Annotated in this window: 19 protein-coding genes; 3 read left to right on the top strand and 16 right to left on the bottom strand. The window is 41.8% G+C overall.

Features of this window, described 5'->3' with window-relative positions:
* Window positions 1-171 precede the first annotated feature (171 nt).
* The gene (locus tag INT04_RS07820; RefSeq protein ID WP_193015590.1) at window positions 172-1,137 is read left to right on the top strand and encodes a helix-turn-helix domain-containing protein; all 966 of its coding nucleotides are present in this window, start codon (window positions 172-174) and stop codon (window positions 1,135-1,137) included.
* A 71-nt stretch (window positions 1,138-1,208) separates the two neighbouring features.
* Here INT04_RS07820 and INT04_RS07815 read toward each other — a convergent pair whose 3' ends face one another.
* The 16 genes from INT04_RS07815 to INT04_RS07740 all read right to left on the bottom strand — a co-directional run bounded on the left by INT04_RS07815 (window position 1,209) and on the right by INT04_RS07740 (window position 18,666).
* A complete protein-coding gene (locus INT04_RS07815) occupies window positions 1,209-1,493 on the bottom strand; it encodes a ferredoxin family protein (protein ID WP_193015589.1) in 285 nt (94 codons plus the stop codon).
* Window positions 1,490-2,776 (bottom strand): FAD-dependent oxidoreductase, encoded by a 1,287-nt coding sequence (locus INT04_RS07810; protein ID WP_193015588.1) that lies wholly within the window; start codon window positions 2,774-2,776, stop codon window positions 1,490-1,492. The genes INT04_RS07815 and INT04_RS07810 overlap by 4 nt, the downstream gene beginning before the upstream one ends.
* A gap of 63 nt (window positions 2,777-2,839) precedes the next feature.
* Window positions 2,840-3,781, bottom strand: a complete 942-nt coding sequence (locus INT04_RS07805) for an FAD-binding protein (protein ID WP_193015587.1) — start codon at window positions 3,779-3,781, stop codon at window positions 2,840-2,842.
* 11 nt (window positions 3,782-3,792) lie between these two features.
* Entirely contained in the window at window positions 3,793-4,569 is a 777-nt protein-coding gene (gene fixA / locus INT04_RS07800; protein ID WP_193015586.1) for a putative electron transfer flavoprotein FixA, read from the bottom strand.
* A gap of 54 nt (window positions 4,570-4,623) precedes the next feature.
* Window positions 4,624-5,763: an acyl-CoA dehydrogenase family protein gene (locus INT04_RS07795; RefSeq protein ID WP_193015585.1), complete on the bottom strand. Its 1,140-nt coding sequence runs from the start codon at window positions 5,761-5,763 to the stop codon at window positions 4,624-4,626.
* Window positions 5,764-5,852: 89 nt separating this feature from the next.
* Window positions 5,853-7,172 carry a GntP family permease gene (locus INT04_RS07790; protein ID WP_193015584.1) on the bottom strand — a complete coding sequence of 440 codons (1,320 nt, stop codon included), beginning with the start codon at window positions 7,170-7,172 and terminating at the stop codon, window positions 5,853-5,855.
* 80 nt (window positions 7,173-7,252) lie between these two features.
* Window positions 7,253-8,386 carry a 2-hydroxyacyl-CoA dehydratase subunit D gene (locus tag INT04_RS07785; RefSeq protein ID WP_193015583.1) on the bottom strand — a complete coding sequence of 378 codons (1,134 nt, stop codon included), beginning with the start codon at window positions 8,384-8,386 and terminating at the stop codon, window positions 7,253-7,255.
* Window positions 8,383-9,627, bottom strand: coding sequence for a 2-hydroxyacyl-CoA dehydratase subunit D (locus tag INT04_RS07780; protein ID WP_193015582.1), 1,245 nt, complete (start codon window positions 9,625-9,627; stop codon window positions 8,383-8,385). The genes INT04_RS07785 and INT04_RS07780 overlap by 4 nt, the downstream gene beginning before the upstream one ends.
* Complete coding sequence (locus tag INT04_RS07775; protein WP_226894023.1) at window positions 9,624-10,451, bottom strand: acyl-CoA dehydratase activase; 828 nt, start codon at window positions 10,449-10,451, stop codon at window positions 9,624-9,626. Before INT04_RS07775 ends, INT04_RS07780 begins: the two co-directional genes overlap by 4 nt.
* A gap of 36 nt (window positions 10,452-10,487) precedes the next feature.
* On the bottom strand, window positions 10,488-11,723 hold the full coding sequence (locus INT04_RS07770; protein WP_193015581.1) for a CaiB/BaiF CoA transferase family protein: 1,236 nt from the start codon (window positions 11,721-11,723) through the stop codon (window positions 10,488-10,490).
* A 66-nt stretch (window positions 11,724-11,789) separates the two neighbouring features.
* Window positions 11,790-13,427, bottom strand: a complete 1,638-nt coding sequence (locus INT04_RS07765; RefSeq protein WP_193015580.1) for an AMP-binding protein — start codon at window positions 13,425-13,427, stop codon at window positions 11,790-11,792.
* A gap of 472 nt (window positions 13,428-13,899) precedes the next feature.
* Window positions 13,900-15,222, bottom strand: coding sequence for an MFS transporter (locus tag INT04_RS07760; RefSeq protein WP_193015579.1), 1,323 nt, complete (start codon window positions 15,220-15,222; stop codon window positions 13,900-13,902).
* Window positions 15,223-15,308: 86 nt separating this feature from the next.
* Window positions 15,309-15,596: a ferredoxin-like protein FixX gene (gene fixX, locus INT04_RS07755; RefSeq protein ID WP_109400055.1), complete on the bottom strand. Its 288-nt coding sequence runs from the start codon at window positions 15,594-15,596 to the stop codon at window positions 15,309-15,311.
* Window positions 15,593-16,885 (bottom strand): FAD-dependent oxidoreductase FixC, encoded by a 1,293-nt coding sequence (fixC, locus tag INT04_RS07750; protein ID WP_193015578.1) that lies wholly within the window; start codon window positions 16,883-16,885, stop codon window positions 15,593-15,595. Before fixC ends, fixX begins: the two co-directional genes overlap by 4 nt.
* Before the next feature lie 57 nt (window positions 16,886-16,942).
* The gene (locus tag INT04_RS07745; protein ID WP_193015577.1) at window positions 16,943-17,881 is read right to left on the bottom strand and encodes an FAD-binding protein; all 939 of its coding nucleotides are present in this window, start codon (window positions 17,879-17,881) and stop codon (window positions 16,943-16,945) included.
* Window positions 17,882-17,892: 11 nt separating this feature from the next.
* A complete protein-coding gene (locus tag INT04_RS07740; protein WP_193015576.1) occupies window positions 17,893-18,666 on the bottom strand; it encodes an electron transfer flavoprotein FixA in 774 nt (257 codons plus the stop codon).
* A 600-nt stretch (window positions 18,667-19,266) separates the two neighbouring features.
* Here INT04_RS07740 and caiT point away from each other — a divergent pair.
* A complete protein-coding gene (gene caiT, locus INT04_RS07735; protein WP_193015575.1) occupies window positions 19,267-20,781 on the top strand; it encodes an L-carnitine/gamma-butyrobetaine antiporter in 1,515 nt (504 codons plus the stop codon).
* 41 nt (window positions 20,782-20,822) lie between these two features.
* Complete coding sequence (gene caiA, locus INT04_RS07730) at window positions 20,823-21,965, top strand: crotonobetainyl-CoA dehydrogenase (RefSeq protein ID WP_193015574.1); 1,143 nt, start codon at window positions 20,823-20,825, stop codon at window positions 21,963-21,965.
* Window positions 21,966-21,985 lie beyond the last annotated feature (20 nt).

Below are 21,985 nucleotides of genomic sequence, written 5' to 3'. Positions count from 1 at the left end.
TATTAACAAGGAAGATAATAGATATCTTCATTAATAATTATTTAAGCGTACTATTCTAATTTTTAGATTAAAGTTATCGAAAAAATTATTCTATTTTTGTCTGGTTTAAGTCATTTTTATACTAGATTGAGAGCAACACAACAAAATACTTTCAATAAAAGTGGGCGTACTATGAAAAGCATGTTTACGACTCGGGAACTCCCTGACGTAGATCGGTTTTCCGTATTCAGGGATACAATAAAAGACCGCTTTTTATCGTCTTATGAATGCAATGAAGTCGAATTACCGCCTCATTCTCGATTTTATGCCAATATTGTCGAGCAGAAGGTGACAAATATTCGCTTTATTCAGCTAGAGTCTAATGGGCACTGGGCAAGTAGCCGTCCTTTAACGCATAAACTCAGCTTAGAAGAGCATTTTCAAATTGAGATACAACGTTCAGGAACCAGCCATCTTACTCAAGATGGGAGAACCGCATTTCTACGACAAGGTGATTTCTGTATTTTTGATATGGCAAGACCCGTATCATGGTCTTTTGATAACGATTATTCATTATTTAAAATTTTGATCCCAAGGGAGAAACTGGCATCCCGTTTAGGTAATACCCAAAATCTCACCGCAAGAGCGATACGTGGTAATAGTATTACCGGCTCTCTCGTTTATAGCTTTGTGATGCGCTACATTCCGTTCTTAGATTCAATGCCACCACAACATGCACAACAACTTGCCGATATTTTATTGAATTTAATTACGTCTGCTTTCAGTGAATACAGTATAGCGACACCACCGCAAAGCTTAGGAAGATCAACCCTATTTTATTTTGCTCAACACTATCTTGAGCAACATCTTTCTGATCCTGATTTAAGCGTGAATGAATGTGCAAAGGCTTGTGGGATCTCAGTGCGCTATTTACAGATGTTATTTAAAGAACAAAATACCTCCGTACTTCGTTGGATTTACCAAAAACGTCTTGAGAATTATAAAACGGCGTTAGTTAACCCGCTTTTAGCAGAGAAAAATATTACACAACTAGCTTATGAATGTGGGTTTAGTGATATTTCTAATTTAAGTCGAAAATTTAAATCTGAATTTTTTATGACACCATCCGAGTATCGAAAAATACACTCGTTGAGATAAATAGATTAATTATCTCCCCTCTAGCTTATATTTTGGAGGTTATTCTAGAGGGGGGGATAAAAGGTATCACATCAACCGTAACGAAACTCAATGCCTAATGTGCCACATGGATACTCCCATTTTTTTAAAATTGTCTCACCACATAACACTCGGCAAGTACCACACTCTAAACACCCCGCATAATCAAAAAGATATTGCCCTTTGTCATCTTTTCTATATAGCCCTGCGGGGCACGCTTTCATTAAGATTTCAAATTGTGCAGGATCGATATCATCTTTTAAAACAATATGCGGATTTTCTTCATCCACATTAAATTTATTGACGCCTAATTTAACGTCTACGTTGACTTGACTCATAAAGAACGCACTCCTTTAAAGCCATCTTTAATTAAGTTCATCACACCGACTTTCTTCACTTGAGACAATATTTTCTTACGCACAGGTTTTTCTGGGCCATTAATCACAAATAAGTCATGCATGACATTTGCCGCCATTTGCGGGTAATCCGTAAAGAATCTTGTGTTATCGAGGAAAGAAGGTAAGTCTTTGTATAACTTCATATCTTTCATAACAAAACTGTCATTTAATAAAGATTGGTAGCAACTCAACTCTTTCTGACTATAGCTGTTTTGCTCTTTCGCCATTAATACCGCTTTTGCGGCCGCTTCACCTGAAGCAATCGCTAAATCCATTCCTCTTACGGTATAACCGACGTTAAGGCAAAATCCTGCGGCATCCCCTGCCACTAAAACACCGTCTTTCACTAATTCAGACACCATATTCATGCCACCTTCTGGCACCATATGCGCTGAATATTCTAATAATTTGCCGTCTTTGATAAGCGGTGCAACAACCGGATGTTGTTTAAAATCTTCTAATAATTGAGGAACCGTTTTTTCAAATTTATCAACATTATGTAGCCCTAAAACGAGGCCTAAAGAAACCGTATTTTTATTGGTATATAAAAATCCCCCGCCTAAATATCCGCCTGATGGCGCTCCCGCAAAAAGCCACGCTAAGCCTTCATCATTAGTACAACCAAATCGGTCTTCCATTTGTTGAGGGGTAAATTCGAGTAACTCTTTAACGCCCACGGCAACAGTATGAGGATTTACTTTTTGCGTCATACCTAACTGTTTGGCTAATAGTGAATTCACACCATCTGCCAAAATCACGACATGAGCTTCAATTTCATCATCACCCGCTTTAACACCACATACTTTGCCGTCTTTAACTAACACTTCATCAACACGAACACCCGTGATCACCTGTGCGCCAGCGTCTTCCGCTTTTTCCATTAACCATTGATCAAATGAAGAACGCAATACAGTATAAGAGCGCGCCGCGCCCTCTTCTTGCTGGGTGTGTTGATAATCTAAAGTGACGCCGTCAGTTTCCGTTAGCATGGAAATTTTTTCGCGTGTCACAAGCCGCTCAACAGGCGCTTCTTGGGCAAAATTGGGAATAATTTTTTCAAGACTGTGTGCGTATAAACGCCCACCTGTCATGTTTTTACTGCCAGCGAAATTACCTCGCTCTACCACTAAAACATCACACCCTGCTTGTGCTAATACATAGGCAGCAGTACCACCAGCAAGTCCACCACCCACAATAATGGCGTCAAAAATATCGTCTGACATACTTTTCTATCCTTTTATTATGTGTGGTCGCTTAGCACACTTTCACTAAGCGACCGACGGGGATTAGCCGCCAAGTTTTGCTGTTAATGCAGGTAACACTTTGTAGAGGTCGCCGACAATTCCGTAGTCCACCATATTGAAGATAGGCGCATTTTTATCTTTGTTGATACCAACAATAATTTTCGCTCTATCCACACCCACCATATGTTGAATTTGTCCTGAAATACCGACAGCAATATAAACATCAGCACCTAAGGTCACGCCTGAAACACCGATGTAGCGATCGTGTTCCATCCAACCTTCACCTTCAGCAATAGGACGTGAGCAACCCACTTCACCTTGAAGGGCTTTCGCTAATGCTGACGCAAGTGCAATATCATCTGCCTTACCAAAACCACGTCCAACACCTACAACACAATGCGCTTTACCTAAATCAACGCTACTACCTTGTTTTGGCTTACGTGCTAACACTTTTAATGGATGCGCAGGGGCGACAAAGGTGCCTTGTACCACGGATGCATTGGGCGCATCTGTAATGACTTCCACATCTAATGCACTGCCAACGGTAGCAATAGCATACGGTGAGCGAATTTCCGCTTTAGCATGGGCTAAACCACCATAAACTTGGTGTGTTGCGATCACGGTATTGTTTTCAACGGTCAAGCTTAATGCATCACTGACAACACCCGCTTTTAACGTAACACCTAGGCGAGCCGCAATGGCTTTTGCTCGTTTTGATGATGCTAATAAAACCAATGCATTAGCACCTGCTTCTTTAATAATTTCAGCAAAAGAGGCCGCATAATCTTCGGCAATCACACCGTCTTGTGGTGCAAAACAATAGACACAATCGGCGCCAAGACTGACACATTCGCGTGTACTTTCATCATCACCGATAAATAACACATTAACCTTTTCACCAAGACCACGCGCAAACGCAATCAGCTTCGCTAAGTCATCCGCTTTCTCGGCATAAACAAAGGTCGTAGGGAGTAAACTAGCCATTTTTAATCTCCTTATTGATTAACCGCTTGGCGTAAATGCTCAGCAAAAGTGGCAATATTTTCATCTGAATCACTGTCTAAAATAATACCTAAACGATCCGATTGCTCAGGTGCACACACTTGTGTTTGCACCACAGTCAGTGCTGAAACATCAACACCGATATCCCCTAAGCCAAGTTTCTCAACTGGCTTTTTATTCGCGCCCAAAATAGCTTTCATTGAAGGGAGTTTTGGCGTGTTAATGCTTGATGTTACACACACAACTGCAGGCAACGTCAGTTCAAGTTCTTCAGTGATATTTTCTAAATCACGTTCAACAATAATTTTGTCGCCTTCAACGGTGATTTTGTTGACCGCATTCACGCAAGGTAGACCTAAATATTCACCCACGGCTAAACCTGTCTGTTGAGCATATAAATCGCCCGAGCCTTCACCAAAAACTAACAAATCAAAACCGACTTTTTTTGCTGCTTGCGCAATAATATTGGCGGTATCCGTTGAATAAAGGGCGTTACACGCATCATCAGCAACCAGTGTTAATGCATCAGGGCCACGCGATAAAATATCTTTTTTGATCTTCGCGTTTTCAACCATTGCACTTGTACCCACACTTAATGCAGTTACAGTGCTATCACCAAGAGTAGAGGCAATTTCTACTGCGGTTTCAATAGCATTCAAGTCATATAAACTAATTTTTAAACCCGCATTATCGGTTGCGAGTGTACGATCAGGCCGTGTTGTGATGTCTTGTTCGTCATGAACAACCTTACAGCAGGCAATAAGTTTCATAATTCACATTCTCCGTTTTGCTCAATGGAGCAAATTAATAAGATCCTAATGTCATTACGCTAAAATATGCTTAGCGATCACCATGCGTTGCACTTCACTTGTGCCTTCAAAAATTTCGGTGAGTTTTGCTTCACGCATCAGACGTTCCACAGGATAGGATTTGGTGTAGCCCATACCGCCATGGAGTTGAACCGCTTTTTGTGTCACATACGTGGCAGCTTCTGCGGCGTAAAGCTTGGCTTGTGCCGATTCACGGGTATAAGGTAGTCCCGCCATTTTGGCGGCAGCCGCGCGATAAACCAGCATACGAGCACAATCAACACGGGTTGCCATATCGACTAATACCCATTGAATACCTTGGTTTGCAGCAATGGGTTTACCAAACTGAATACGTTCTTTGGTATAAGTAATGGTGGCATCTAGCGCACTTTGTGCGATCCCTAATGCCAGTGCAGAACAGCTTAAACGCCCACCGTCTAAGGTTTCCATCGCGATATTAAAACCCTTACCCTCTTCACCTAACATGGCACTGGCTGAAACAACGCAATCACTGAAACTGACAGAACAGGTTTCCGATCCATTCATGCCCATTTTATCTTCTGGCAAACCAATGCTCATACCTGGGTTATCACGTTCAACTAAGAATGCAGTGATCCCTTTTACACCTTTGCTTTTATCTGTCATGGCAAACACGATAAAGAATGCGCCTTGAGGGGCTGCGGTGATCCACAATTTAGATCCGTTGATCACGTAGTTATCGCCTTGACGTACTGCCGTTGTTTCTTGAGCCGCCGCATCACAACCTGCACTGGGTTCTGATAAACAAAAACACCCTAATTTTTCACCTGAAACTACACCGGGTAATAGGCGTGCTTTGGTCTCTTCATCGGCGTATTTCTGAATAATTGGGCCAGTTAATGAGCATTGTGAGCCCATGATCATCGCGTGAGAGGCGCTGACTTTTGCCATCTCTTCGGTAGCAAGAACATAGCTAATGGCATCGGCTTCTGTGCCACCATAAGCTTCATCAATATTGAAACCAAAAAGTCCTAATTCAGCCATAGGGGCAACGCTCTCACTTGGAAAGCGGTGTTCTTTATCGATTGCACCCGCAATTGGTTTAATCTCGTTTTCAACAAACTCTCTGACCATATCGCGGATCAGGACTTGTTCTTCTGTTAGCTGAAAATCCATGTTTATTTTCCTCTGAGAATATTAGGGTTATCTCTATGGCGTGCGATTTCACGTTTGCCGTCTTATCGCACGCATTAATGGTTTTTATTCTACATCGTCGCTATGGATGCAGGTAAGAAGGTGTACAGCAGCAACATAAACATCATGGCTAGCAGTGGGATAGCTAAGGTTAATGTTCCCACAGGGCCATAGCCCTCTTTATGGCTGACACCACATACGCTAAAGACAGTAATAATCAATCCGTTAAATGGAGGCGTGGTACTCATTGATGCCATGGTAGCAACACGGTGTAAGGAGCCTTGATCAACGACTGCCGCAGGGAACATCGTGGCAATCATTGGCATGGCGATACTTAAAGCACCAGAGCCAGAACCACTGATAAACACCAAGGCGCCGACTGAAATCGCGGTGACAACCAGCGGATTAAGGCCAGATTGTGCAATTGCTTGAAATGATTCTTTGAATGCAGGTAAGGTCATAACTAATGCGCCAAACCCAACAATAACGGCTGTATTAAAGAGAGAGGTCACCCCTTCCATTGTCCCTGCAGCTAAATTAGGGACGAGCTTTTTCCAATCGAGATAGCGTAAGTAAACAAGTAACGCTGAAATAATCGCGCAGAACAGCGCTATAGCAGGATCCCATTTCAGAATATTCAGCACGACAAGCAGAATAAGCATTGGCAGTAATGCAACGAGTACATTTGGCAATTTACGGTTTTTATTACCTTCATCTGCTTTTACTGTTTTGTCGTCTTCAACCCAACCTTCACCTTTTGCTTTTACGCGTTTAAAGAGCCATGTGAGGTAAATAATAACGAGTGTAATTTGAAATGCAGCGGTCAACATACCAGGTACTAAACCTGCGGTGGCTGATGTTCCTAAAAACTTCATTGGGATCAGATTTTGAATTTGTGGTGAACCAGGCATGATCATCACAAACGTACCCGCACCCGCAAAATAAACCGCAGGAATTAATCGACGTGGTAAATTCGCTTTACGGAATAAGCTCACCATCATCGAATAAACGGTAAACAACGCGACAAAAACTGAAACGCCGCCATAAGCCAAAATGGCACATGCTGCGACTAACGATGGAATAACGGCTTTTTCGCCAAATTTACCAATAATAAAAGAAGCCACACTATCGGCCGCACCACTGATTGCCGTTAACTTACCGAAAATGGCACCGAGGACGAAAATAAAGAAGAAGCTACCAAAATAGCCACCTAATCCGCCGGTATACACTTGTAACAGTGCATCAACAGGATTAAGCATATCTGGTGATACAAGCCATGCAGTCACCGCAAGAAAAAGGCTGGTGGTAAAAACAGAAATAAAAATGTGTATACCTTTCATACACATAATCATCAAGATCGCTAGCCCAATGACTAAACAAAGAATACCCATGATTGCCCCACTTATTTGTGTTAGGGTTCAATTGACCTGCGCCATTCACACAGGTCTTTTGTGACTATTGATGAATGCCGTTAAGCAGAAAGCACATCCGCAAAAGTTTGCAGTGCCGTTCTGGCTTGTTCATACGTTTTGGTTTGCTGATCAACTTCAATGATGATGGAAGGAATGCCTTCTCTATCGAGAAATTTCTTCACAATAGGCGCATCAAATTCTTCAGGATCACAGAATTTTGTCAGTAAATAGACCACACCATCGGCACCTGTGTTTTTCACCATATCGGCAATTAAACGACCCCGTTTTTTCTCTGGGTCATACAAAAGTGAACACCCTTCAAGCTGAGCGATTTGCTCTGCCATCGCTTCATAAGGTGCGTTATTTTCTGGGATATCTTGGCGGAATTGACGAGACTCATGCGCCACTTCATCTGCCACAATCGCCATCTTGTTATCAGCCAAAATTTGTAAAAGAGAGGGGCTGTCCGCAATAATGCCAGTGACAACAATCTTGTGTCCTTTCCACGGTTCTGGAGACAAGGTTTTGCATTGTGCAACAATGGCTTCAACGGCTTTTGTGTGCTCAACAACATCCATAAAATAGCCACTTTTGATCACCGTATTACGACGTTGTGGTGTGATTAAGTTTGGATGAAGCGCAGCTATCTCTGAAAATTCGCGTAACGCGGCACGGCGCTGATTAAACAAATGGATCGCACTTTTTAGTGCATCATCTGTCACCGCTTGACCTGAAATTTCCCCTAATTGCAGTGCAATTTTCTTGTATTGTTCCGTTAAGAATGCAATACCCGCTGGCGTTTTACGGTTTTGTGGATGGACTAATTGAATAAAAGGCACTTGGGGTACACCCGATTTCCAGTTTTGCCCTAAACATTTTAAGGTGTCACAAAGCGAAGGAATTAAGGCAGCAGAGAGTTTATTTAGCGCGCCATCTAAGCCCATTTCAAGAGAAGAAAGCACTAGCGCACAATAGAAAGGAGGAAAATATTTCTTCGCTTCTGAGATTTCACGCCCTTCTGCACCCCAAATACCAAAAGGCACCATGCCTGCGGCATACACAATTTCATTTGGCGTATATTCAGGAAAACAGCCAATGACTTTTTTGCCACTGCGAATAAAACCGTCTAATTGAGCAATAGGGTTATCCACCACCGCTTGTAACTCATCAAACTTCTCCGTTAATGTTTTCATTTGATGTCTCCCTTTTTCATTTCTGCTTTGTTAGCAGCCATAATTTCAGTTAATGCTTCAATACGGGTGACATACTGCGCTTCAGAGAAAACTCGAGGATCAGCTTGGTCGCCATCAAAAGTCACTGTAGGGATCTTAAGTTCATGGCGAATACGGCGCTCAATTTCGGGCATAATGCCACTCCAGAGCTTACAACTGCGGTTAACGTGAATGATCGCACCGTCCACTTTATTCTGACGACTGACATCAATACGCATATCTGCGGCACGCTCAACAGAGACACAGTTAGGTACGTAAGAATAAGCACGCATCATTTCGTCACTGTTTTGGTAAATCACACCAAATGCAGTGGCATACACGGTGGCAGTCACGTTAATACCTTGCTCTTTTAATGGGGTCGATGTGGCACGCAAGTAAGGCCAGCACGCAATACCTTCAAAGAGAACACGGTATTTTTCTTCACCGCGATAAGTCGATTTTTTCTCTTTGATATTTTGTTCCATCTCTTCACACAGTTGCTCAAAAGCCAGCGCCGCTTCTAATTTACCGCGTGCACAAACTGCAACAGCCATGTGGTTAAAGAGGTCAAAACCATTCATTGGAGACGGCTCATATTGGCAATACTCTGCCGCTTTTAACCATGCACGCCCTGTGCGTTGTGAGATTTCACACACTTCTTTAAATTTCGCTTCGGTAAAGACCTTGCCAGTCACTTTTTCAAGTTGTTTAATCGCATCATCAAATTGCGCTTGAACATACTTCACCGTCACATCGTCCGTGTCATAATCATTTTTATAAGGAATATCGATAAGGATCATCGGAATATTCAGTTCATACGCGATATTTTCATACCATTTGATCATGCAGTTACAGATGTTGTTACAGCACAGCAAGAAGTCTGGCTGTGGCATGTCCATCTCTTCACACTGTTTAATATCCATGTAAGAGAGGCTGATGCGGGCATAAGCACAGATATCGTTGGAATATCCCATGCTTTCTGCATGTTCACACATTCTTAAACCCGCCCCTTTTGCTGCAATCGCGGCAGCTTGGTTTTCAGGGTAAACCACACATAAACCCAATGTTTCAGCGATTTCTTGAGGGAAGTTAGAGGCACACCACCCTATTTTTTCACCGCTGTTTTTAGCATCCCACGCACGCTGATAAGCATCAGCCGCGATTTTTTGCAGTCGTTTTTTCGCAGGAATATAATCCGGCGCATTCATATCTACATTGCTCATTTTGATGTTCCTATTGTTAACGCATCGTCTTCCAGTTGATGGCGGTACGCTTCAAAGGCATAAATGGCGGCACCTATCGCCCCGTTGTATTGTGATAAAGGAGAGGTGGCGATAGAGGCGTTCAACTCTTCGCTGACATAACGAACAACTTCAAAATTGCTGGCAACACCGCCTGTCATAACAACAGGAGCTTCAACACCTACACGTTTCGCAAGGCCTGCGATACGGCTAGCCACAGAGCGGTGAATACCATTAATGACGTCGGGTATTGTTTCGTTATTCGCGAGATGAGAAATCACTTCTGATTCAGAGAACACGGTACAGGTTGAGCTAATAGTGACTTTTTTAGTGGACTTTGCGCCCTCTTGTGCAAGTTCAGAAATCTTGGTTTCTAATACGCGTGACATCACATCTAAAAAGCGTCCTGTACCTGCGGCACACTTGTCATTCATCACAAAGTTTAATAAACGGCCTGCACCATCCATATGAAGTGCTTTAACGTCTTGACCACCGATATCAATCACTGTTTTTACGCCCGGAAAAAGAAAGTGTGCGCCTTTCGCATGGCAACTTAGCTCGCTCACCTCTTTATTGGCTTCTTTCAGCGAATTACGGCCATAACCCGTAGCACAGATCCAGCTGATCTGACTGAGATCGCCACCAAATTGGCGCAATACTTCATTGATCGCTTTTTCAGGGCCAGAAGTCCCAGCACCGACTGATGCCAATGACTTCGCGACAATCGCGTCACCATTTTTCATGATGATGCATTTTGATGCAGACGATCCGATATCAACGCCCATTGTGAAAATGTCTTGTTGCATGCCTTTGCTCTCCTGAAAATTAAAAAAGTAAGTGGATTATTCTTTCCACGTCATCACATCTTTATTGGCTTCAAGGTTGGCAATTTCTTCGGCGCTATACCCTAATTCCGCTAATACAGACGGTGTGTCTTCACCTAACAAAGGGCCTCGGCGATATTCAGGTAAGCCACTTTCTAAGAAATCAATTGGTGGGCGCACTAAGGCTTTTTCACTGCCATTCTTGTATTTCATGTTGTAGAAGGTGTTGATAGCCCAAGCTTGTTTGTCTTCCAACACTTCTTCCCATGTTTGAGCAATACTGAATGGGATGTCGTTTTTGGTAAAAATATCCGCCCACTCTGATGCATTTTTTTGCTCAACTTGTTGCCAAATGAGGTCATACAACTCAGGTGAACGATTATTTTTAGCCACTTCTTGTAGATGGGTATAACGAGTGTCTTCGGCTAAATCAGGGCGACCAATACACGAAATAAAGGTTGGGTAGTAAGCGTCATAAACCGGCATACAGACTTGGATAAAGCGATCATCTTTAGTCTTATAAGCTAAAATAAATGGACTGATGGTATCTCGGCGATCAATAGGATAAGGCTGACCATATTCAGGATATTGCGCCGCTTGGATCATAATCGCTTGGGTATAAATTGAGGTATGTAGCAAGTTAGTTGAAACGTACTCACCTTGACCTATATTTTTAGCACGGATATAGGCGGCTAATACGCCTGACACTAAACCTAATGCACATTGGTGATCGCCAAGGCCGGGGATCACGTTCATTGGCACAGTACCTTTTTGATACAGCGAACCTAAAATACCACCACGCGCAAAGAAAGCCGTGTAGTCAAATCCCGGTAGGTCTTTATCTGGGCCTTCATCGCCATATCCAGTCACACTGGCATAAACTAATTTTGGAAAACGTTGTTTTAAGGTTTCATAATCTAGGCCTGCACGTTCTCTTGCGCCAGGACGCCAGTTCGTTAAGAAAATGTCCGCTTTTTCTAACAGTTCAAACAGAATTTTTTTGCCTGCTTCTGTTTTGGTATTTAACACAATGCCGCGTTTATTGGCATTTTCTAAATCAAAACTGGTATTTTCATGTTGATCTAATGGGCGACCTTCTGTCGGTGCGGTGTAGCGTAAATTATCACCACTTGGGGATTCAATTTTAATTACGTTCGCCCCCATATCAGCTAAAATACGGCCTGCTGCGGGTACTGCGATAAAGGTCGCCAACTCAACTACGGTGACGCCTTCCAGTGCTTTACGACTTGTCATTTTTTCTCCTAATTATTTTTAGACTTCATACTGCTGTTGTCAGAATGTGGATAAATCCGTTGTCATTTAACCCGCTACTTTGGTGTTTTCATCCTTGAGTGAAACGCCATAACCCAATTGCAATTTCAGCGCTTGCACATCAATTTTTCCGCAAGGGGTATGAGGAAACTGCGTAAAGAAATAGAGTTCTTTGGGGATTTTGTAGCGAGCCAGTCGCGCTTGTAGAAATTCACGTAATTCGTTTTCACCTATGGTGTGCCCCTTTTGCACACAAATAGCGGCAATCACTTCTTCGCCTAAATCAGCAGACGGAATACCGAACGCTTTTGTTGCATCAACACCGGGATATTCCGCAAGCGCCTCTTCTATTTCACAAAGGCTGATATTTTCACCACCACGCACCACAATCTCTTTCATGCGATAGGCATAGTGATAATTCCCTTGTTCATCGACACAACCGATATCGCCGGTATGTAACCATCCCTCTTCGTCTAACGCTTCTTGCGTTTTATCTGGGGCATTGTCATATCCCATCATCACATGGAAACCGCGCGTACAAATCTCACCTAAAATACCGACGGGCATAGGCCTACCCGTTTTCGGATTAATGATTTTCATTTCAACAAAAGGCAAAGGTTTACCAATAGAACTGCGTTTTATCGCTAAATCATCATTAGGTAATGTTTGAGTACAACAAGGAGAGGCTTCTGTTTGACCATAAGAGACCGTGATCCCTTTCATCCCGAGGATGTTATCGATGTCATCGATTAAGGCGGGTGGAAAACTTGCCCCTGCAATAATGCCTTTATTAAGGCTGGACAAATCATAATGAGAGAACTGCTCATGTTTCATTAAACGGCTAAAAATTGTTGGGACACCATGCATAATGGTGCAATGATGATTTTGTACCGCTCTTAAAACATCTTCCGCACAATAATTATCTAAAAGAACCAGTTTGCATCCAGTTGTTAACGCAAAGAAGAGGCAGGAAGAGAGTCCAAAACAATGGAAGAGAGGTACGGCTAAACAAATCACATCGTTATGTGTTACGCCTAATCGTTGCGCTGATAACATGGCATTATTGATGACATTATATTGACTTAACATGACACCTTTCGGCATTGCCGTACTGCCTGAGGTCATTTGAATTGTCAGTAAGTCTTTCACATTGACTTGGGTAACCGCATGTTGATAAGCCGCATCAGATATCTGTTTTGCTTTTTCTTTTAATTGCGATAAAGAGCAGCTTTTTTCTGCGTTCTTATTTCCCATGCTAATAAATAACTGAGGTAATACGTCATTATTTTCAGTTGATTTTTTAGCAAGGCAATTAACCACCTCAATAAAATCATTATTTTTAAAGCCATCTGAAAAACATAATGCGTTAATACCCGTTAATCGGCATAAATCGAATAACTCTCTTTTTTTAAAATGGAAGTTAATACAAACAACAGGAACACCAATTTGAGCAGCCGCAAGAAAACAAATAATCCACTCTTTACTATTAGCAGACCAAATACCTAAACGATCACCTTTTTTTAAACCAATGGCTAAAAAACCACGCGCAACGGTATTCACTTCTTGTTGTAATTGTTGCCAAGTGAGTGTTTTTTTACTTTGGTTTTCAATCAACGCTATTTGTGAAGCATATTGCTTTACAATATTGTTTAGACATTCTTCAACTGTCGTTTCTAATAAGGTCATAAATACCTACTCAATCGCTTTTCTGCGGGTGTTTACGTCTGTAATGACCTTATTCTGGGTAGGGGAATTTATTCATTCTTGGTAAATAACGAACTGTTTTTCGTCATTTGAATAGTCTGAGAGAGATCTGTGATTGGGGTCTAGATTTGGTGAGTTAAATATAATTTGTAATTAAAGAGTAATTAATAACAATGAGATAAATTTGAAACCAAGGCGTTATAAAGGTGTTATTATTAATAAAGAAAAAGAAGAGTCATTTTATTTAAATAAAAAAAATAAAATCACTCTCTCTTTAATATAAATATATTCATCTCACTTTAAGAGATAAACAAATCTTATCAATAAACATTTATGGGATAGTTTAAATAAAAATAATATAAAAACAAATACAATAACGATTAAACTTTATAACATTTAAATGAAAAATAATTTAAATTACTTAACCTATTTTATTGTTTACCAATTAAAAGTGTTATTTACCCCGTCGCATTGGCATGGTTGAGGTTTGATTAAGCGTTAATCCTTTGGTTTCTGGTGCAAACAGCACAGACACTATCATGCCGAATAAAGAGATTGCCGCACCCACCAGCATTGTCGTATTAATGCCATAAGTGGCGATAAAAGCAGGAAGCGCACAAGTGGAAATAACTGTACCAATACGGCTTATCGACATAATAACCCCGACTGCTGAAGCGCGAATATCCGTTGGAAACAGTTCATTAGGATAAAGCCATTGTAGAATTCCAGGGCCCCCAGAAAAGAAGGCGTAAGTCGCAAACGCTAAGATAACAAATAAGATAGGTAAATCAGGGAAAACCCCTAGCACTAATAATGCCAATGTCATCATGGCAAAACTACCAATCAATAACGGACGCCGCCCTGTTTGATTTAACCAAAACATAGCGGGAATACACCCAAACATGAAGAATAGGCTAATCACCACATTACCCAGTGCCGCACTCCTTCCTGCATCCCACCCCAATAAACCCACAATTTGTGGTCCAAAGGTATAAATGGCAAACATCGGGATAACTTGACAAGTCCAAATCACGGCAACAAACAGCACAAACGAAAAATGACGTTTATTAAATAGCTCGATAAAACGTGTGGTTTTGGCATCTTCCGCTTCAAAAACGACAGGCTCGCCAAAAAGTGTGATCATCATTTCATTACACTCTTGAACTCGCCCTTTTCGCAATAACCAAAGAGGCGATTCTGGTAAATCAAAGCGGCCAATTAAAATGATCACACAAGGAATAAAGGCACTGCCCAACATCCAACGCCACCCCTCTTCAACATCATAAAGGAGATAGCCGACTAAATTGGCGCAAGTTGCCCCGATATACCACATCGCCGCAATAAAACCGACAGCAAAAGCACGTTGTTTTTTATTGGAAAACTCGGTGATCATCGAGGTCGCAATAGGATAATCGGCACCAATCACAATACCAATAAGGAATCGCATCACCAATAAGCCCACTGGCGTAGAGACAAACATGGTTGCGATAGAAATAATGGCAATAGCCACAATATCCACAAGGAACATTTTACGGCGACCCACTTTGTCACAAATATAACCAAAAAGTGATGTGCCAATAAAAAGCCCTGCTAATGTTGCCGCACCAAGCAGTCCAATCCATCGTGTATCAAGCTGTAATAACGGTGTGAGTTGCTCTAATGCCACACCGATAATCACTAACACATAGCCGTCAAGAAAAGGGCCACCACTCCCCCATAACATCACTCGACGATGTACAGAGGTAAAACGAATATCATCAAAGTTTCTGGGTTGCATGACTGCGTCCTGGTATTTTTTCTAAATAAAACCCAAAAGAAAAGCTCCCAGGCCGGAGACAGCACTGGGAGAAAAGTAGCGATACATCATCCGTAACGATATTCCACACCAAAAGTTCCGCGTGGGTATTCCCATTTTTCAAGCGCACTGTCTAAACCTAGAATTCGACATGTTCCACACTCTAAACACCCTGCATAATCAAAGCTGATGGTGCCATCTTCTTGTTTTTTATAAAGACCCGCAGGACAGGCTTTGACTAAGGTTTCTAACACTTGCCTATCAGGCTGTTCTTTAACGACGATATGTGGATTTTCTTCATCGACATTAAATTTATTGATGCCTAATTTGACATCGACATTTACGGGAGAACTCATATTGCTTTTACTCCTTTGATCCCATCTTTAATCAAGTTCATCCAACCGACTTTTTTGGTATGACGCATCATGGTTTTACGCATTGGTACGGGTGCTTCACCCGTAACGGTAAAGAGATCTTTCGCGATACCAACGACCATTTCAGGATAAGCAGTGAACATACGAGGGTTATCAAGTAAATCAGGCATACGCTGGTATGCTTTCATATCACGTAACGGGCCATCTTCTAAATGTTTGAGATATTCGTTAAGTGTTTGTTTACTAAAATCGTTTTTCTCCATAGCAGACAGCACAGTTTTTGCCGCCGCTTCGCCTGATGCCATGGCTAAATCCATACCACGGATAGTAAAGCCAAGGTTCATACACATCCCAGCAGCATCACCCGCAATTAATACGCCATCGCGGACTAATTCGTTTTGCATTCTCAACCCAGCTTCAGGTACAACATGCGCACCGTATTCCACCATTTTCCCGCCCTCAATGAGTGGCGCAACAACGGGATGCTGTTTAAAATCTTCCAGCATTTGTGGTACTGATTTTTTCGCATCTTTAATATGGTGAAGCCCACAAACAAGACCTAGAGAGAGCGTGGTTTTATTGGTATATAAAAAACCACCGCCCATTAATCCATCGGTAGGTGATCCTGCAAATAACCAAGCTGTGCCTTCGTTATCTTTTAGGTTAAAACGATCTTTAATCACACTTTCAGGCAGTTCGATGATCTCTTTCACGCCCACAGCCACATTTTCAGCCGCAACACGTTTTGTCATCCCAAGCTGTTCAGCCAAGATAGAATTCACGCCATCTGCTAAAATAACGGCTTTGGCTTCTAACACATCACCATCCGCTTCCACACCAACAATCTTGCCATCACGCTCGACGAGTTTATCGACACGGATCCCCGTAATATATTGCGCACCTGCGTTTTCGGCTTGTTCCATTAACCATTGATCAAACTCACCACGTAATACAGACCAAGAGGCAGTTTTTGGGTTCTTTCCTTCTGTATTTTGGTAATCAATTGTCATTGCGCCGGTTTCGGTCATAAATGACAATTTTTCATGAGTAATAACGCGTTCAACAGGCGCTTGTTGCGCAAACTCAGGAATGATGCGCTCAAGGGTATGTGCGTACATACGACCACCGGTTACATTTTTCCCGCCAGCGTAGTTACCTCTTTCTATTAACAAAACCTGTGCGCCTTCTCTTGCCAAAACAAGTGCAGCCACAGATCCTGCTAATCCTGCGCCAACAATAATGGCATCGAAAATATCTTCGGAATCGGACATAACATCTCCAGAACTTGCGATAAACAGCAGAGAAGTCAACTTCTCTGCTTAACTAAATCAGTGAGATAATTGACGAGTTAATGCAGGTAAAATTTTCATTAAATCGCCGACAATGCCATAGTCAGCAAACTGAAAAATGGGGGCATTTTTGTCTTTATTAATCGCCACAATAGTTTGTGCGCCATTAGCGCCAACCATATGTTGAATTTGCCCTGAAATACCCGCAGCTAAATAGAGTTCAGGTTTCAGCATCAGGTTAGAAATACCCACATAGCGCTCGTGTTCCATCCACTTCTCATTTTCAGCAACAGGGCGAGAACAAGCGATTTCAGCACCAATGGCTTTCGCTAACTCTTCTGCAATGGCGATATTCTCTTTGCTACCAATACCGCGACCGACGCTGACAACAAAGCGCGCTTTATCTAAATCAACCGCATTGATTGCGCGTGGTTGAACTGAATTGCGAACGATGGTTTGAGCTGGAGCAATCCATGCGACTTTTTGTGCATTACCCGTAGCACCAGTTTCTGGTGCAACATCAAAAGTACCCACGCTTGCAGTTACCACACAATAAGGCGTTTTCAGCGTTTCATCACCAAAGGCAAGACCACCATAAACCATGTGTTTTGCCACTAATGCATCACCATCTGCCTTTAAAGATTGCGCGTCGTTAGAAACGACCGCCTCTAAACGGTGACCTAAACGTGCAGCTAATAATTTTCCGCGACGTGTATTAGGCAGTAGCACTAAACCTGCATCACCTTTTTGTTTGATGGTTTCAACCATGCTCTGTGCATAGTCTTCGATAATGCGATCGTCAGGTTTACCTTCTAATTGGAAAACCTCTGTTGCCCCTAATTTAAAAGCAGCAACGCTTTGTTTATCATTCAATGTAAATACATTGATAGATTGCCCTAATGAAGAAGCGCCACCCACTAATTCTGGTAAACGGGAAAGTGCATCACTCAATACCCAAACAGTTGAAAACTGGCTCATAACTCCCCCTATTACTTAAGAATTTTACGTAAATGTTCTGCCAACTCAGCAATCTGATCATCGCCATCACCTTCAATAATGATGCGTTGACGTACTTTCTGTTTCGGCGCTGTCACTGTTTGCTCTGAACGCGCAGTCATCGCATCCAAACCAAGATCGGCAACACTCCATTGCTGAACAGGTTTCTTGGCAGCACCAAGAATGGCTTTCATCGAAGGAATTTGAGGTGTGTTAATGTCGGTAGAAACCGCGATAACAGCAGGTAATGGAATGGTCAGTGTTTCAATTTCATTTTCTAATTCACGTTCAACCGTAATTGAATCATTAGAAAGAGAAACAATTTTATTAATACCATTGATTGCAGGAACATTTAAGAATTCGCCTACCAGCAAGCTAACTTGTTGTGAGCTCAGATCCGCAGAGCCATCACCGCAAAGAATTAAGTCATAGCCTTTTTTAGTCGCAGCCGCAGCCAATGCTACCGCTGTTTGGTAAGGCAAAGAGGCTTCAAATTGGTCATCAACCACAACTACGAGTTCATCAGCACCACGAGAAAGTACGTCTTTACGTGCTTTTGCATTTGTCAGTGATTTACCGCCGACACTCATTGCCGTGATTTGAATACCATCAAGTTGCGTTTTAAGCTGATTTGCCGCTTCAATCGCATTTAAATCATATTGGCTAATTTTGGTATTGGCGCGAGAAAAATCCAGCGAACTGTCTGTGCTATTTACCGTGATATCCTGCTCATCGGGAACACTCTTGTAACATGTAATAATATTCATTACATCTCCTGAAATTAATAAATAATGTCATTTGCTCTGGCAATGTAATATAGAATTAACATAATTAAGTGATTAAAAAATTAAACCTAGGTCACCAATATTGAATATTGTTAAATAAAGGCAAGATAGCCTTCAATATTGCTAAATACATCACCAATATTGAAATTAATTTTAATTGAAGTGAACAACTTTCAATATTGCTACTTTGATCAACAATATTGAATATAATAAATATAAAGGTATTTAACGTTCAATATTGCCACCGAGATCAACAATATTGAAAGAGGGAATATAACAAACCGATCACATACAAACAAATAAACATTATTATCAATTGCTTACAATGAAAATAAAACGTTATAAAACGTAACATAAAATCGACAAAAAGAATAGTGTGAAGTGAATAACAGAATAGATTTCTTATAATATCCATCATTCTCTATCATTAATGGATTTGTAGATTAGCCAATGACTTTATTTTTCTATTATGATGAAACACCAATAGACAAAATATTCATAAACAAATTTAACTGTTTTATTAGATATTAGGAATTAATACTCCTTAAACTTCTGCGCTAAATATATTTGGAAAATTTACCTATGAGCAAAGATAATAAAAAGGCTGGAATAGAACCGAAGGTTTTTTTTCCACCATTGATCATTGTTGGTATTTTATGTTGGTTAACGGTACGTGATCTTGATGCTTCAAATGAAGTGATTAATGCCGTATTCAGCTATGTTACCAATGTCTGGGGTTGGGCCTTCGAATGGTATATGGTCATCATGTTCGGAGGTTGGTTTTGGTTAGTCTTCGGGCGTTATGCCAAGAAACGTCTTGGAGAAGACAAACCTGAATTTAGTACCGCAAGCTGGATCTTTATGATGTTTGCGTCGTGTACGTCCGCGGCCGTCCTTTTCTGGGGGTCGATTGAAATATACTACTACATTTCAAGCCCACCTTTTGGTATGGAAGGCTACTCAACTCAAGCTAAAGAAATTGGCCTTGCTTACAGCTTGTTCCACTGGGGTCCTCTACCTTGGGCAACTTACAGCTTCCTTTCTGTTGCATTCGCTTATTTCTTCTTTGTTCGCAAAATGGAAGTTATTCGCCCAAGTAGCACCTTAACGCCACTCATTGGCGAAAAGCACGTTAATGGGATCGTCGGAACCATTATTGATAACTTCTATCTGGTGGCTTTAATTTTAGCCATGGGGACTAGCCTGGGTTTAGCTACACCGTTAGTCACTGAATGTATTCAATACTTATTTGGCATTCCTCATACCCTGCAATTAGATGCCATTATTATCTCTTGCTGGATCTTATTAAACGCGATTTGCGTGGCATTTGGTCTGCAAAAAGGGGTAAAAATCGCCAGTGATATTCGTACTTACCTGAGCTTCTTAATACTGGGCTGGGTATTTATCGTCGGTGGTGCGAGCTTTATCGTCAATTACTTCACAGACTCTGTTGGTACATTGATGATGTATATGCCACGTATGCTGTTCTATACCGATCCAATCGGCAAAGGCGGATTCCCGCAAGGTTGGACCGTCTTCTACTGGGCATGGTGGGTTATTTATGCCATCCAAATGAGTATCTTCTTAGCCCGTATTTCTAAAGGTCGTACTGTTCGTGAACTTTGCTTGGGAATGGTTTCAGGCTTAACCGCAGGGACTTGGTTAATTTGGACCATTCTTGGCGGTAACACCTTACAACTGATTGACCAAAATATTCTCAACATTCCACAACTAATTGAACAATACGGTGTGCCTCGCGCCATTATCGAAACATGGGCAGCACTGCCATTTAGCACTGCGACAATGTGGGGTTTCTTTATTCTCTGCTTTATCGCCACAGTCACCTTAATCAACGCCTGCTCTTACACGCTCGCCATGTCAACCTGTCGCTCTATGAAAGAAGGCTCTGAGCCCCCTTTATTAGTGCGTATCGGCTGGTCTGTATTAGTCGGTGTTATCGGCATCATTCTGCTCGCACTTGGGGGGTTAAAACCCATTCAAACCGCCATTATCGCTGGAGGATGCCCACTATTTTTCGTCAATATCATGGTCACCTTGTCCTTTATTAAAGACGCCAAAGTACATTGGAAAGACTGAACCGCTATACGCAAAGAATGACATATTAAGAGGTTATTAACATGGATTTTAGATTGAATGATGAGCAGGAACTGTTTGTTGACGGTGTCCGCGAATTAATGGCCAGTGAAAACTGGGAAGCTTATTTCGCACAGTGTGATCGCGAAAGCAAATACCCAGAACGTTTTGTCAAAGCCTTAGCGGATATGGAAATTGATAATCTGCTTATTCCTGAAGAACACGGTGGCTTAAATGCAGGTTTTGTTACTGTTGCTGCAATCTGGATGGAATTAGGCCGCTTAGGTGCGCCAACTTACGTGTTATATCAATTACCGGGTGGTTTTAACACCATCTTACGTGAAGGAACTCAAGAACAAATTGATAAAATCATGGCATTCCGCGGTACGGGTAAGCAAATGTGGAACTCTGCTATCACTGAACCGGGCGCAGGATCAGATGTTGGTAGCTTACAAACTACGTATACCCGCAAAGAGGGCAAAGTTTACCTCAATGGGAGTAAATGCTTTATCACCAGTAGCGCCTACACCCCTTATGTTGTTGTGATGAGCCGTGATGCAGCATCTCCAGATAAACCGGTCTTTACTGAATGGTTTGTGGATATGAGTAAACCCGGCATCAAAGTCAACAAGTTAGAAAAACTGGGTTTACGTATGGATAGCTGTTGCGAAATCACGTTTGATAACGTTGAGCTTGAAGAAAAAGACATGTTTGGTCGTGAAGGCAACGGTTTTAATCGTGTGAAAGAAGAGTTCGACCACGAACGTTTCTTAGTGGCGCTCACTAACTACGGTACAGCGATGTGTGCGTTTGAAGATGCGGCGCGTTATGCCAACCAACGTGTGCAATTTGGCGAAGCTATCGGTCGTTTCCAACTTATTCAAGAAAAATTCGCCCATATGGCGATCAAACTCAATTCAATGCGCAACATGTTATATGAAACTGCATGGAAGAGTGACAACAACTTAATCACTTCTGGTGATGCTGCCATGTGTAAGTATTTCTGTGCAAATGCAGCGTTTGAAGTGGTTGATAGTGCAATGCAAGTGCTTGGTGGCGTTGGTATTGCTGGCGAGCATCGTATTTCTCGTTTCTGGCGTGATCTTCGTGTTGACCGTGTATCAGGTGGTTCTGATGAAATGCAGATCCTGACATTAGGACGTTCAGTACTTAAACAGTACCGCTAATTAATCACAAATAACTCTCT

This window comes from Proteus sp. FME41 (assembly GCF_014897315.1).
GTDB lineage: Bacteria > Pseudomonadota > Gammaproteobacteria > Enterobacterales > Enterobacteriaceae > Proteus.
Note: the sequence above shows the minus strand (reverse complement) of the source record. Positions and strands in the feature narration are given on the sequence as shown.